Source organism: Mucilaginibacter ginkgonis (genome assembly GCF_009754905.2).
GTDB lineage: Bacteria > Bacteroidota > Bacteroidia > Sphingobacteriales > Sphingobacteriaceae > Mucilaginibacter > Mucilaginibacter ginkgonis.
Window position 1 is genome coordinate 2203224 of the sequence record NZ_CP066775.1, and the last position, 13547, is coordinate 2216770.

At 44.8% G+C, this 13547-nt stretch carries 13 protein-coding genes; 5 read left to right on the top strand and 8 right to left on the bottom strand.

Annotated elements, in window-relative coordinates; all coding sequences use genetic code 11:
* Positions 1–2: 2 nt before the first annotated feature.
* Positions 3–1025 carry a UDP-glucose 4-epimerase GalE gene (gene galE / locus GO620_RS10370; protein ID WP_157525219.1) on the bottom strand — a complete coding sequence of 341 codons (1023 nt, stop codon included), beginning with the start codon at positions 1023–1025 and terminating at the stop codon, positions 3–5.
* Positions 1026–2006 (bottom strand): UDP-glucuronic acid decarboxylase family protein, encoded by a 981-nt coding sequence (locus tag GO620_RS10375; protein WP_157525221.1) that lies wholly within the window; start codon positions 2004–2006, stop codon positions 1026–1028.
* Positions 2007–2208: 202 nt separating this feature from the next.
* Between GO620_RS10375 and GO620_RS10380 the strand changes: the two genes are divergently transcribed.
* Positions 2209–3435, top strand: coding sequence for a 3-deoxy-D-manno-octulosonic acid transferase (locus GO620_RS10380; RefSeq protein ID WP_157525223.1), 1227 nt, complete (start codon positions 2209–2211; stop codon positions 3433–3435).
* Here the strand turns inward: GO620_RS10380 and hemH are convergent.
* From hemH to GO620_RS10395, 3 genes are all read right to left on the bottom strand, one after another.
* A complete protein-coding gene (gene hemH, locus GO620_RS10385) occupies positions 3429–4442 on the bottom strand; it encodes a ferrochelatase (RefSeq protein WP_157525225.1) in 1014 nt (337 codons plus the stop codon). The two genes, GO620_RS10380 and hemH, sit on opposite strands and share 7 nt — an antisense overlap.
* Positions 4443–4580: 138 nt before the next feature.
* Positions 4581–4877 carry a GIY-YIG nuclease family protein gene (locus tag GO620_RS10390; RefSeq protein ID WP_157525227.1) on the bottom strand — a complete coding sequence of 99 codons (297 nt, stop codon included), beginning with the start codon at positions 4875–4877 and terminating at the stop codon, positions 4581–4583.
* 89 nt (positions 4878–4966) lie between these two features.
* The gene (locus GO620_RS10395) at positions 4967–5818 is read right to left on the bottom strand and encodes a 4-hydroxy-3-methylbut-2-enyl diphosphate reductase (protein ID WP_157525229.1); all 852 of its coding nucleotides are present in this window, start codon (positions 5816–5818) and stop codon (positions 4967–4969) included.
* 345 nt (positions 5819–6163) lie between these two features.
* Between GO620_RS10395 and GO620_RS10400 the strand changes: the two genes are divergently transcribed.
* A complete protein-coding gene (locus GO620_RS10400; protein ID WP_157525231.1) occupies positions 6164–6976 on the top strand; it encodes an enoyl-ACP reductase FabI in 813 nt (270 codons plus the stop codon).
* A gap of 50 nt (positions 6977–7026) precedes the next feature.
* Here GO620_RS10400 and GO620_RS10405 read toward each other — a convergent pair whose 3' ends face one another.
* Positions 7027–7734 (bottom strand): ATP-binding cassette domain-containing protein, encoded by a 708-nt coding sequence (locus GO620_RS10405; protein ID WP_157525233.1) that lies wholly within the window; start codon positions 7732–7734, stop codon positions 7027–7029.
* Between the two features lie 347 nt (positions 7735–8081).
* Here GO620_RS10405 and GO620_RS10410 point away from each other — a divergent pair, with 347 nt between their 5' ends.
* The 3 genes from GO620_RS10410 to GO620_RS10420 all read left to right on the top strand — a co-directional run bounded on the left by GO620_RS10410 (position 8082) and on the right by GO620_RS10420 (position 11894).
* Positions 8082–9749: a glycine--tRNA ligase gene (locus GO620_RS10410; RefSeq protein ID WP_157525235.1), complete on the top strand. Its 1668-nt coding sequence runs from the start codon at positions 8082–8084 to the stop codon at positions 9747–9749.
* A gap of 317 nt (positions 9750–10066) precedes the next feature.
* Positions 10067–11158, top strand: coding sequence for an AI-2E family transporter (locus tag GO620_RS10415; RefSeq protein ID WP_157525237.1), 1092 nt, complete (start codon positions 10067–10069; stop codon positions 11156–11158).
* A gap of 19 nt (positions 11159–11177) precedes the next feature.
* A complete protein-coding gene (locus tag GO620_RS10420; RefSeq protein WP_157525239.1) occupies positions 11178–11894 on the top strand; it encodes a DUF2490 domain-containing protein in 717 nt (238 codons plus the stop codon).
* Positions 11895–11959: 65 nt separating this feature from the next.
* On the opposite strand, the gene GO620_RS10425 is transcribed toward GO620_RS10420, so the two are convergent.
* Positions 11960–12382, bottom strand: coding sequence for an OsmC family protein (locus tag GO620_RS10425; RefSeq protein ID WP_157525241.1), 423 nt, complete (start codon positions 12380–12382; stop codon positions 11960–11962).
* Between the two features lie 92 nt (positions 12383–12474).
* Positions 12475–13545 (bottom strand): NADPH dehydrogenase NamA, encoded by a 1071-nt coding sequence (gene namA, locus GO620_RS10430; RefSeq protein WP_157525243.1) that lies wholly within the window; start codon positions 13543–13545, stop codon positions 12475–12477.
* Positions 13546–13547: the final 2 nt, after the last annotated feature.

The window sequence follows — 13547 nt, forward strand, 5'->3', positions numbered from 1 at the left end:
AACTATAGAGGATTTTGGTTGATATATTTTTCCCAGGCCCAGGCAGAAGACATCATGGTATCTAAATCCAGTTCTGTCTTCCAGCCAAGTTTTTCTGATGATTTCTTTACATCGCCCCATACTTGCTCTACGTCGCCATCTCTTTTCGGGCCGATAACATAATTAAGTTTTTCGCCCGTAGCGCTTTCAAACGCGTTGATCACTTCCAGTACAGAACTGCCTTTACCGGTCCCCAAATTAAACACATCATAACCTGTAAAACTTTCATCCTCCATTAACTGCAATGCCTTAACATGTGCCTTGGCCAAATCTACCACATGTATGTAATCGCGTACCGCGCTGCCGTCGGGGGTGTTATAGGTATCACCGTGCACGGTCAGCTTTTCGCGTTTACCGATGGCAGTTTGCGTAATAAAAGGAACCAGGTTTTGCGGAACGCCGATGGGCAATTCGCCTATCAAAGCCGACTCATGCGCACCTACTGGATTAAAATATCGCAATGAGCATACCTTATAATTTGTTCCTGAGGCCACCATATCTTTAAGTATCTCTTCTGCAACCTGTTTGGTGTTACCATATGGCGATTGTGCAGGCTTAACCGGCTCATTCTCTGTAACCGGCAAATTATCCGGCTGACCGTAAACTGTACAACTTGACGAGAAAACGAAATTTATTTTCTTTCCGTAATAACTGTTCAAAAGGTTGATAAGCGAGTAGAAATTGTTTCGATAATATTTTAACGGCACTGCCACAGACTCGCCCACAGCCTTTAAAGCTGCAAAGTGGATAATGCCATCGACATCGGGAACAAGGGCTGCAAGGCTTTTTACTGCAGCCTCATCGCATAGGTCAAGTTGATGAAAGACCGGCTTTTTGCCGATGATCTTTTCAAGTTGATCTAAGATTTTGATGCTCGAGTTTGACAAATCATCTATCAATATCGGTTCGTATCCTGCTGCTATCAATTCTACAACCGTATGCGAGCCAATAAACCCTAAGCCACCGGTAACCAGTATTTTTTTCATTTATTTATTGTAATAGGTAAAGTCTTTGTGTATAATTTCATGCTCGGGCAAAGATTTAAAGTAATCATAAGTGATCTTCAAACCTTCGGCGCGCGAAACCCTTGGTTCCCAGCCTAAAATACTTTTTGCTTTGGTGATGTCAGGTCGGCGCTGTTTTGGATCATCTGTTGGTAATGGCAGACTGATCAATTCCTGGTTGGTACCGGTGAGGTTGATAATTTCTTCGCCAAACTCGCGGATAGTGATCTCGTCGGGGTTGCCAATGTTCATTGGCTGCGCGTAATCACTGTGCAGCAAACGATAAATGCCTTCAATTAGGTCATCAACATAACAGAAAGATCTTGTCTGCGATCCGTCGCCAAACATGGTTAGTGGTTCGCCGCGCAGGGCTTGCCCAATAAAAGCGGGTAACACACGGCCATCATTCAATCGCATACGCGGCCCGTAAGTATTAAATATGCGCACAATGCGTGTTTCCAGGCCGTGAAAAGTATGGTAGGCCATAGTGATGGCTTCCTGAAAACGTTTAGCCTCGTCATATACGCCACGCGGGCCAACAGGATTCACATTACCCCAATATTCTTCGGGCTGCGGGTTGACATTCGGGTCGCCATAAACTTCTGACGTAGAGGCTATAAGCATCCTGGCATTTTTTGCACGTGCTAAACCAAGCAGGTTATGCGTACCTAAAGAACCAACTTTTAAAGTTTGTATGGGGATCTTCAGATAGTCGATAGGGCTTGCCGGCGATGCGAAATGCAGGATATAGTTAAGTTCGCCGGGAACGTGCACAAACTTAGACACATCATGATTATAAAATTCAAAATTTGGTAGCTTAAACAGGTGTTCTATGTTGCGCAAATCGCCGGTAATGAGGTTATCCATACCAATTACGTGGTAACCTTCGGCAATGAACCTGTCGCATAGGTGCGACCCTAAGAAGCCGGCAGCGCCGGTTATCAAAATCCTTTTTCCAGCCATATTATTTTATGATCTTCAATTATTGAGGCAAATTAATGGTTTATTCTTGGCAAAGCTAACATTGTAACTTAAGTGCTGTAAATGCTACACGGATTTTAATTTTCTGTAAGATTGTATTTCCTGAAAAGAAAGTAAACAGCATGATGCTTAAAACGTTGCATGTTTACTTATTTTTATCCGGTACACGAATATACAATATTACATGCTCCTGCTTTACGATCTTGGCATTCGCGTTTATTCAGTTCTCGCTTTTATCCTTTCATTTTTTAATAAAAAAGCCAAAGCCTGGGTCAATGGCCGCGCCGACCAGACCATTGTACCAATGGATAATTGCACCTGGTACCACTTTGCGTCTTTGGGCGAGTTTGAGCAGGGCCGCCCGGTAATTGAGATGTACAAGAGCCGTAACCCCGAAGTAAAGGTGGTGATCACCTTTTTTTCGCCGTCTGGTTATGAGATCAGGAAGAATTCGCCATTGGCAGATCATGTGTATTATCTGCCATCTGACACTGGCTCAAATGCGCGCCATTTTATAGACATTATAAACCCTACGGCTGCCGTATTTACCAAGTACGAGTACTGGTATCACTATTTTGATGAACTGCACAAGCGGAATATTCCCATTTATATGATATCTGCGATTTTTCAGCGCAGGCAGGCATTTTTCAAATGGTACGGCGGCCTGCACCGCAAAATGCTGAAGATGGTGCGTTACTTCTATGTGCAGGATTTCCATTCGATAGAGCTTTTAAATAGTTTAGGAATCACAAACGCCACCGTTAGCGGCGACACCCGTTTCGACAGGGTGTGGGCCAACGCCGGCGACCCTAACTTTATTCCGGAAGTTGAGTATTTTAAAAACGGCCAAAAGCTGGTTGTGGCCGGCAGCACCTGGCCTGAAGGCGAAAAGCTGCTTGCCGCGATCATAAATGACTATCCCGACTGGAAATGGGTATTTGCACCACACGAAGTTACGGCACAACACATAGAAGACCTCAAAGCCATGCTTCCGGCCGAGGGAACGATATGTTTTTCTAAACTACCACAGAATAAGCTAAAAATTGCCGAGTACAGGATATTGATATTGGATAATGTTGGGATGTTGTCGTCCATTTACCAGTATGGCGATCTGGCTTACATCGGCGGTGGGTTTGGGCGCGGTATCCATAATATTTTAGAGGCAGGCGCGTTTGGTTTGCCTGTTATTTTCGGGCCGAACTACCAGGCTTTTAAAGAAGCGAAGGACGTAGTCGCTTTAGGAGCGGGCATAAGCGTGAGCAATACAGAAGAATTAAAATCTGCCGCGGATAAATTCATGACTGATGATGCAGAACGTTTGCGTGCAGGCAAGATCATGAAGGATTACGTAAAGCAGAATACCGGGGCTACAGAAAAGATATTTAACAGTATCAGAAATACAGATCAATAATTCAAGGCCATTTTAGCCAGCGCATCTATAAACAGCGGCGAATCGTTCAAGCTTTCTACCAACTGGATGTGTTCGCCGCCGAGGGCTTTAAACTCGCCGTTATATTCTTCAGTAACCTCGTAAACCGTTTCCAAGCAGTCGGCAACAAAGGCCGGGCAAAAAACAAGCATCTTCTTCTTGCCTTCTTTAGCCAGTTTGGCCACTACTTCGCTGGTATAAGGCTGCACCCAGGGGTCGTTACCCAAACGCGACTGAAAGCAAATAGTATATTGATTTGAAGTTAAACCCAATTCGGCGGCTATTAAACGGGCAGTATGGTGCGATTGTGCAGAATAACAAAACTTGTTGACGTCATTAAAGGTATCACAGCAATCTGCCGATTTTAAACAATAATTGTGCGTATGGTCGCATTTTATCAATTGCCTTTGCGGCAGCCCGTGAAAGCTGAATAATACGTGATCGTAGTTTTCAACGCCGTATTTACGCGCATTATCCGCGAAGTTTTTGATCATCAGCGGATCGTCATGAAAGGAATTGACGAACGAGATGTTTGGGATGGTTTGCCAGGTGCTAACCAATTGCATAACCTTCTCAATTACAGAACCTGTACTTGCCGATGCATATTGCGGGAACATAGGTATCACACGGATGCTCTCTACCAGATTATCTTTAAGCCTTAGCAAAGCCGACTCGATCGACGGGCTTTGATAACGCATAGCCAGCTCTACCTGGTAGCCTTCGCCTAATTTATCCTGCAGTAATTTTTGTTGAAGTATGCTATAATACAACAGCGGCGAGCCGGTTTCTTCTGACCAGATCTCCTTATAAAGCTTAGCCGATTTAGGGCTGCGGAAAGGTGTGATGATACCGCGCACCAGAAACGTCCGTACAATGGGGTTCACGTCTATAACGCGGCCGTCCATTAAAAACTCGTTTAAATACTTGCGAACGTCCGGCGTTTGCGGGCTATCCGGTGTGCCTAAATTGACTAAGAGAATTCCTTTCATTAACCCCCCTGCCCCCTAAAGGGGGAGCTAAAACGGGTGGGCAAATATCTTAATTTTTTTGTCAAAGGGAGGTAATACTCGAATGCAGTTATACGTGAACTTAAAGTTGTCATTGCGAGGCACGAAGCAATCTCGTAGCTATTCATACCAACTAATACTTAAATCAGACCAACTAGGGTTTTCTGCAAGTACCAAATTAATTTTTGCTTGTCTTGACCCACCTTTCAATTGTTTTTCCCGGGCGATGGCATCTTGTATCCACTGATATTCTTCGTAATAAACTAACTTATCGCAATTATACGCAGATGTAAATCCTTTAAATACTTTTTGCTTGTGTTCCCAAATTCGTCGTTGAATGTCGTTAGTTACACCTGTATAAAATGCAGTGTTTGCTTTGTTTGAAACAATATATACATAATAGTTATGTATTCTCATAGGAGCAAGCTACGAGATTGCTTCGTTCCTCGCAATGACAAGTGGGAGTAATTCTTATCGGCAAGCGATTTCTTCAAGAGGTTAGCGGGTCAAAACCTCTCCAACTCCGTTTTTACGTCCTGCATTAACCACATTGGGGTGGATGTGGCGCCGCAGATACCAATGGTTTCGTTGGGGTTGAACATTTCTGGGTGTAGTTCGCTTACAGAAGAAATGAAATAAGTTTTGGGGTTATATTTTTTGCAAACCTCGAACAGCACTTTACCGTTAGAAGATTTCTTACCAGATACGAAGACGATCTTATCAAACTTTAGTACAAAATTGTGCAGGTCTTTGTCCCGGTTAGATACCTGCCGGCAAATGGTATCATTTGCTTTCACCTCATAACCACGACTGATCAATTCCTCCTTTATGGCGTAGAATTTCTCGGTGCTTTTGGTGGTTTGGCTATAAAGCGTAAATTTTTGCGGTAGCAGGGCATTATCCAGTTCGGCAATGTCCTGGAAAACGAGGGCTTCACCATTGGTCTGGCCCTGCAGGCCTATCACTTCGGCATGGCCGTGTTTACCAAAGATGAGAATGTTCTCATCTTCATCATGCGAGGTTTTGATGCGGTGCTGCAGTTTTAACACTACAGGGCACGATGCGTCAATAAGCATGATGTTGTTCTCCAAAGCCACCTTGTAAGTCTCGGGTGCCTCGCCATGCGCGCGAATAAGCACCTTAACATCATACAAACTTTTTAAGTCTTCGTGGTCGATTATTCGAAGGCCTTTAGCTTTCAATCGCTCAACCTCTTCATCATTGTGCACAATATCGCCCAGGCAATACAGGCTGCCTTCTTCGGCCAGTATCTCTTCGGCCATGTCAATGGCGTAAACCACACCAAAGCAAAAGCCCGAATCCTGATCTATCGTAACCTGAAGATTATAACTGCCCATTTAATGCAAAAATACGTTAAAAAATTTGTTGCAGTGTTAATGCCGGTAATCATGAAGTAACCTTTTATCCTTCGTGCCCTTCATACAGCTGTTGGTGACAACACCAACAGCGGCGCAAGTATTAAAGAGAGGCGATCCGTGCCCTTGTTGGTGTTGTCACCAACAAGTATATTAATCTGTTGGGCGTTACCCATCTCCCGATATTTATCGGGATCAGGTTGCGATATCCGTTATATGCTCGCATGCCGCTGTTATCGCTAGCGCGACAGCCACGATGACGAACCCCTCCCTTTTAAATACTCATAAATTATTTTTTACCTTTAGCGCACCGATAAAAATCAAGAAATGGCTTATAATTTATTAAAAGGTAAAAAGGGTATCATTTTTGGCGCCCTTAATGAACAGTCTATTGCCTGGAAGGTTGCACAGCGCGCGCATGAAGAGGGTGCCGAACTGGTGCTAACAAACGCGCCTATTGCCCTGCGCATGGGCGAACTGAATAAACTTGCCGAAGAGTGCAATGCACCTGTTATTGGGGCGGACGTAACCAGCAATGATGACGTACAAAACCTGATCACTAAAACCATGGAACACTTTAACGGCGGTGTCGATTTTATTTTACACGCGCCGGCCATGAGTGTAAACGTGCGCAAAGGCATCCGTTACCCCGAAAATAATTATGAGTTTACCCATAAAGGTTTTGACATTTCTGCCCTTAGCCTGCACCGCGTGCTGCAGTTTGCCATGAAAAACAAAGCCATAAACGAGTGGGGATCTGTGGTGGCACTTAGCTACATTGCGGCACAGCGCGTATTCCCTGACTATAACGATATGGCCGACAACAAAGCCGTATTGGAAAGTATTGCCCGCAATTTTGGTTACTACTATGGTGTAGAAAATAAGGTGCGTATCAATACCGTATCACAATCGCCTACGCGCACAACCGCCGGCAGCGGTGTTAAAGGCTTTGATGGCTTTATCAATTATGCAGAGAAAATGAGTCCGCTGGGTAATGCTACTGCAGACCAGTGCGCCGATTATATTGTGACCTTATTTTCTGACCTTACGCGAATGGTTACCATGCAGAACTTGTTCCACGATGGCGGCTTCTCCTATACAGGCGTTACCGAGGCGGTGATCAACCAAATGGGAGAGTAAGTTTTGGAATTTCGAATGTCTATTTCGAATTTTGACTTTTTATTTTTGAATTAACCATTCGTTAGCTCAATAAAGATCTGTTCTAAAGACTGACCTTCATACCGGCTCCGTAGTTGCTGCAGATCACTGTTAGCCACTATGGAGCCTTTGTTTATAATGACCACCCGGTCGCAAACGGCTTCAACCTCCTGCATAATGTGGGTTGAGAGGATCACCGTTTTAGTCTTGCCTAAATCTTTAATCAATTGCCTTATCCCGATCAATTGATTTGGGTCCAGCCCGGAGGTGGGCTCATCAAGGATCAAAACTTCCGGGTTATGCAAAATGGCTTGTGCCAGCCCTACTCTTTGACGGTAACCTTTAGACAACTGACCTATCTTTTTATGCTGCTCTGGCACCAGGCCGGTAAGTTCCACTACCTCTCTAATCCTTTCATCCTTGTTCTTTACACTGTGTACGTCGGCAATAAAAGCCAGCGACTCCTTAACATACATATCCTGGTAAAGCGGGTTAGCTTCGGGCAGGTAGCCAATGCGCTTGCGCACCTCCAGCGATTGCGTTTCAACGTCAAATCCTGCAACTGTCGCCTTCCCTGATGTTTGCGGCAGATAGCCGGTCAGTATTTTCATGGTGGTCGACTTACCTGCGCCGTTGGGGCCAAGAAACCCGGTGATACCCACTCCCGCTTCAAAGGAGATATCATTCACTGCCTTTTGCGCCCCGTAGGTCTTGGTAAGATTTTGAACCACTATGCTCATGCCCAAATGTAGATGATAGACATGAGATGTGGGATATGAGATGTGAGAAAGTTCATGGACCATGGTTTATGGTTCATAGTTGATTGTTCGCGTTAGCGATAGCAGCGAAAAGCCCGCATCCCGATGAATATCGGGAGAGGACTTTAAGCGGAAAGCGCGACCCGCCAAAGCGGGGAATGCCCAAGGCAAAAAGTCCACGTCATTACGAGCGACAGAATCGCAAAGCAATCCCAAACACACGTGATCAGAGATTGCCGCGTCGCTTCGCTTCTCGCAAAGACGCATGCTTACAATCGATGAAATCATTAACAAATCTGTGTGATCAAAAATTTATCTTTGCCCCCGTTATGAGTAAAACTACCGACGAGCTTTTTAAAAATGTGATCGCCCATGCTAAAGAGTATGGTTTTGTTTTTCAATCGAGTGAGATATATGACGGACTGAGCGCTGTTTATGATTATGGCCAGTTTGGCGCCGAGCTGAAGAACAACATCAAAACGTACTGGTGGAAGGCGATGGTGCAAATGAACCAAAACATTGTCGGTATAGATTCGGCCATATTTATGCACCCTAAAATTTGGGAAGCCAGCGGCCACGTAGGCGGCTTTAGCGACCCGATGATAGATAATAAAGTTACAAAAAAGCGATATCGTGCAGATCAGTTAATTGAGGATAAAATTGAAGACCTACTGAATATAGCATTTAAAGAGGTAAGTTTAGCGGTCAACAAAAAATATCCAGATTTACAAAATAATCTAGAAGCGCTTATTGACATTAATGCAGTAAGAGACTATATCAAAAATCCTCCAGTGGGGAAAGCAATAAATCTTGATTTTGCGGCTGATGCAGCAAAAGACACATACAAGGCTATACAAGAGCATCCATCTGCAAAAAAATCTTTTTCCCTTTTCAAAGAATTTACCGATGCTCTTTTGGCAGAAGATTTGGACGAATTAAAATCTCTGATAGCCAAGTATGAGATTAATGATCCTAATAGTAAAGAAAAACCTGACTGGACAGAAGTCCGCCAGTTCAATCTCATGTTCAGCACTCAAATGGGCGCTATTGCTGATGATGCCGACAAGGTTTACCTGCGCCCCGAGACGGCACAAGGTATATTTGTAAATTACTTAAACGTGCAAAAATCGGGCAGGATGAAGATACCTTTTGGTATAGCACAAATTGGTAAGGCATTCCGCAACGAAGTGATTGCCCGCCAGTTTATTATCCGCATGCGCGAATTTGAGCAAATGGAAATGCAGTTCTTTGTTCGCCCGGGCACTGAAATGGAATGGTACAATCACTGGAAACAGGCACGTTTAAAATGGCACTTAGCGCTAGGAACCGATGAGGCAAAGTACCGTTACCATGACCATACCAAACTGGCACACTATGCAAACGCGGCTGTTGATATCGAGTATGACTTTCCGTTTGGCTTTAAAGAAGTAGAGGGCATACACAGCCGCACAGACTTCGACCTGAGCCAGCATCAGCAGTTTAGCGGTAAAAAAATGCAATACTTTGACCCCGAGTTGGGCGAAGATGGCAAACCTTACGGAAATTACATTCCGTATGTGATCGAGACATCTATTGGCCTGGACCGTATGTTCCTGCTTACGATGATCAACGCTTACGAAGAAGAAGACCTGAGCACTGAAGATAAACAAGACAGCCGTACTGTTTTGCACCTGCACCCATGCCTGGCACCTGTTAAGGCCGCGATATTCCCGTTGACCAAGAAAGACGGTTTGCCTGAAAAGGCCCGCGAAATAATGGAAGCCTTACAGATTGACTTTAACCTGCAATACGAAGAAAAAGATGCTATCGGCAAACGGTACCGCCGCCAGGACGCGATAGGTACACCATTTTGTATAACGGTAGACCATCAGACTTTGGAAGACAATACCGTAACCCTTCGCCATCGCGACAGTATGGAGCAGGAACGTGTTCCTGCAGATCAACTGGATAAGATAATTGGCGACCTGGTGAGCTGGAAGAATTTATTGAAGGGCTAAGCCCGGTGAACCCGGCCTTTCCGGTCTCCTCAAATGCAAAATTATGTTGCTGACACCCGTTTTGCCAGTGTAACACCTGTTACAAAAGTGAGACACTTTTAGACAAAAATTGGCAAACCTGAAACACTGACAGTACTGTGCATGCTTAGTAATCAGCGCGTTGCAGCGCTGACATTTTATCGTCAGATACTAATAAGTCTGTATTATTAGAGAAACTGTCACATGTTACACCCGCAACATCGGGTCACAAAATGCCCGTCATTTTAAAACATTATCTGCCAAAATCCCTTTGCATATCAGTACCCCTGCCTATGTAAATGGTTTTAAAAGAATACCCGTATTATTTAAAGGTAACGGTCATCCTCTTCGGGCTGATCTTGTTTATACATATCCTTGGAGCCCTGGGCGACGTTTTAGTGCCGCTGGCCTTTGCCTTGCTGGTAGCGATTTTGCTTAATCCGCTTTGCAATAAACTTAACAGTTACAAAATACCCAGGCCGGTTGCCATCATCATTGCGCTGGTAATCGCTATACTTGGTGTAGCAGCCATATTATATTTTTTATCCGCGCAGATCATCTCGTTCAGTTCATCCTTCCCGGAGTTGCAAAAGAAATTCGGAGACATAACCCAGCAGGTAGAAAACTGGGTGCATACCAATTTCGGTATCGATGCAGAGCGGCAGGTAGCTTTCATTAAAAGCACGCTCAGCAATAGTAAAGCTTTTTTTGGCCGTACATTAAGTACTGTATTAGGCACGTTGGGTTTGATCTTTTTGATCCCCGTGTATACCTTCATGATCCTTTACTATAAAAACTTGATCCTGAATTTCCTGTACGAAGTTTTCTCTGAAAAGAACTCTAAACAAGTGGCGGAAATATTAAAAGAAACCAAGTCGGCAGTACAGAGCTATATTGTTGGTTTGTTAGTAGAGATGGTCATCGTTGCCATCATGAACTCGGTGGCATTGCTGTTGCTGGGCGTGAAGTATGCTATTCTCCTTGGTGTTATCGGTGCTATATTAAATATGCTGCCGTACATTGGCGGCCTTATCGCTATCGCATTGCCTATACTTATTGCCACGGTCACCAAGGATGGCTACTCTACACAGTTTGGCATTCTGATAGCCTACCTTGTCATCCAGTTCATCGATAACAACATCGTATTCCCACGCGTGGTATCGTTTAAGGTGCAGATCAACGCGCTGATATCTATAGTGATCGTGTTGCTTGGCAACGAGCTTTGGGGCATAGCGGGTATGTTCTTGTCGGTACCATTTGTGGCGGTAATAAAGATCATCTTCGACCGTATAGACGAACTGAAACCCTGGGGTAAGTTATTAGGCGACACCATCCCCACCCGTCCGCTCGGCAGAAACTTTTTACGACCGAAAGCTAAAGCCGCGGCTTAACCAGCTATTTTTGTAAATTATGAAAAACGTTAATCTACCAAAGGCAATGCTTGCCTTAATCATTTCTATACTCACAACGGTTAGCGCCAACGCGCAGACAAATGAATTCTCTGGTTGGGGCGCATGGTTCCATTCGCAGAAACTATCTAAACATTGGGGCCTGCACATTGATGCCCAATTCCGCAGCGCGGATAAGCTTGCTTATCTAAAGAATCCTTTGATACGGCCGGGCGTACATTATTACTTTGCCAATAACAAGTACGCTACCGTTGGTTACTTATATACCGGCACGCACCGTATAACGCCAACGCAAAATACCTTCCGCACAGAGCACCGCACGTGGGAACAGTTTATCTACATGCACAAACTTAGCGGCAACGCCGTACAGCACAGGTTCCGGTTAGAGCAGCGTTACGTAGGCGCTCTGGGAACAAGCGACCCATATTTCGCTCAGCGTTTCAGGTATTTTATCAGGGGCGTTATCCCTACTACAAAACAAACAGAATTTAAAAAGGGGACTTTTGTTGGGTTGCAAAACGAGCTCTTTGCCAACATTCAGAACATCGAGAAAACGAATAATAATGTTTTCGATCAAAACCGGGCTTATGTGTCATTTGGTTACCGGTTTAGTAAAATGATAGACCTGGAAGCCGGTTACTTAAATCAATATGTTAAGAATCTGGAAAACGACACATTCAACCATGTCGCACAGATAGCATTGTACACCAGGTTTTAGATAATAAAAAAACGGCGACCTTATTTAACAAGATCGCCGTTTTAGCTTGTTTGATAATATTGCACTTATGCGCCGTAAGTTACATTCAGCGTGATAGGCGCGTTAAGCACTTTAGAAATTATGCAATTGGCCTTTGCCCCTTCAGCGACTTCGTTGAACTTTGCATCATCCACACCGTCGATCTTGGATGCTTTCAATTCCAGGTGAATACCGGTAATGCTCAAAGCCTGCATGTCCAGGTCAAGGATGGCATCTGTAGTCAGGTCGCCGGGGGTAAAGCCTGCCTGGGTTAGTGCCGCGCCGACTGCCATTGTAAAACAGCCCGCATGGGCTGCCGCGATCAATTCTTCGGGGTTGGTACCTACACCCTCTTCAAAACGGGTTTTAAATGAATATTGGGTTTTGTTAAGCGTGGTGCTTTGCGTAGTGATCTCGCCTTTACCATCTTTTAAAGTTCCGTTCCAATGTGCGTTTGCTGTGCGTTTCATTGCTTTTATTTGAGTTACTGAGTTAATAATTTATCGAGTCATTATCTTCATCTAAGGGACAAATCATATGTTCCCACGATCAATGGGCAGGATCATTTCCATTGCGCACGTTCATACTGTTTTGGCCACTGCGTTTCTGTGCCAAGTTCATGTGCGGCACGCAAAGGAAAATACGGATCGCGCAAAAGTTCACGCGCCATAAATATAAGGTCTGCCCGGCCCGATCGTATAATTTCTTCAGCTTGATTCGATTCGGTGATCAGGCCAACTGCGCCTGTTAGTATACCGGCTTCCTGTTTTACCTTTTCTGCAAATTGCACTTGGTAGCCTGGCGATAGCGGTATCTTTGCTCCGGCAACATTTCCGCCTGTTGAGCAGTCGATAAGGTCGACACCACGCTCATTAAGAACTTTAGCCAGGCTAACAGAATCGTCATCAGTCCAGCCGCCATCTGTCCACTCGGTAGCAGATATCCGCACAAAGATGGTTTTGTCTTCCGGCCAAACTTCCTTTATAGCGTCTATTATTTCAATTAACAGCCTGATACGGTTTTCAAAACTACCCCCGTAATTATCTGCTCTCTGATTACTAAGCGGCGATAAAAACTGGTTGATCAAGTATCCATGGGCAGCGTGCAGTTCAATCACATCGAAGCCCGCCTCGTGAGACCTAAGCGCTGCTGCTTTGAAATCGGCAATAACTTTATCTATCCCTGTTATATCTAATTCGAGCGGCGGTTCCTGCTCAGGTGTAAATGGTATCGCACTCGGCCCAACTGTCTTCCATCCATTGGGTTGGTCCGATGGTATTTGCTTACCACCATCCCATGGCTTGTGTGTACTGCCCTTACGGCCTGCATGTGCCAGTTGAGTACCAATATAAGCGCCCTGCTCATGTACAAAGTCTACTATTTGTTTAAGCTTCTCGATGTGCTCATCTTTATAGATTCCCAGGTCGGCATAACTGATACGGCCTTCAGGGGAAACTGCTATGGCTTCTGTAAGAACCAAAGCCGCGCCACCGACGGCCCTGCTGCCTAAATGCACCAGGTGCCAATCGGTCGCGAAGCCATCCTCAGACGAATATTCGCACATGGGTGATACCACCAACCTGTTTTTAAGCTGCAAATTCTTTATCTGCAGCGGCGAAAATAATTGGCTCATGC

Coding starts and splice junctions, on each gene's coding strand:
- GO620_RS10375 (WP_157525221.1), bottom strand. CDS start 2,006: ATGGCTGGAAAAAGGATTTTGATAACCGGCGCTGCCGGCTTCTTAGGG.
- hemH (WP_157525225.1), bottom strand. CDS start 4,442: ATGAAAGGAATTCTCTTAGTCAATTTAGGCACACCGGATAGCCCGCAA.
- GO620_RS10420 (WP_157525239.1), top strand. CDS start 11,178: ATGAAAAACGTTAATCTACCAAAGGCAATGCTTGCCTTAATCATTTCT.
- GO620_RS10380 (WP_157525223.1), top strand. CDS start 2,209: ATGCTCCTGCTTTACGATCTTGGCATTCGCGTTTATTCAGTTCTCGCT.
- GO620_RS10405 (WP_157525233.1), bottom strand. CDS start 7,734: ATGAGCATAGTGGTTCAAAATCTTACCAAGACCTACGGGGCGCAAAAG.
- GO620_RS10425 (WP_157525241.1), bottom strand. CDS start 12,382: ATGAAACGCACAGCAAACGCACATTGGAACGGAACTTTAAAAGATGGT.
- GO620_RS10400 (WP_157525231.1), top strand. CDS start 6,164: ATGGCTTATAATTTATTAAAAGGTAAAAAGGGTATCATTTTTGGCGCC.
- GO620_RS10410 (WP_157525235.1), top strand. CDS start 8,082: ATGAGTAAAACTACCGACGAGCTTTTTAAAAATGTGATCGCCCATGCT.
- GO620_RS10390 (WP_157525227.1), bottom strand. CDS start 4,877: ATGAGAATACATAACTATTATGTATATATTGTTTCAAACAAAGCAAAC.
- galE (WP_157525219.1), bottom strand. CDS start 1,025: ATGAAAAAAATACTGGTTACCGGTGGCTTAGGGTTTATTGGCTCGCAT.
- GO620_RS10395 (WP_157525229.1), bottom strand. CDS start 5,818: ATGGGCAGTTATAATCTTCAGGTTACGATAGATCAGGATTCGGGCTTT.
- GO620_RS10415 (WP_157525237.1), top strand. CDS start 10,067: ATGGTTTTAAAAGAATACCCGTATTATTTAAAGGTAACGGTCATCCTC.
- namA (WP_157525243.1), bottom strand. CDS start 13,545: ATGAGCCAATTATTTTCGCCGCTGCAGATAAAGAATTTGCAGCTTAAA.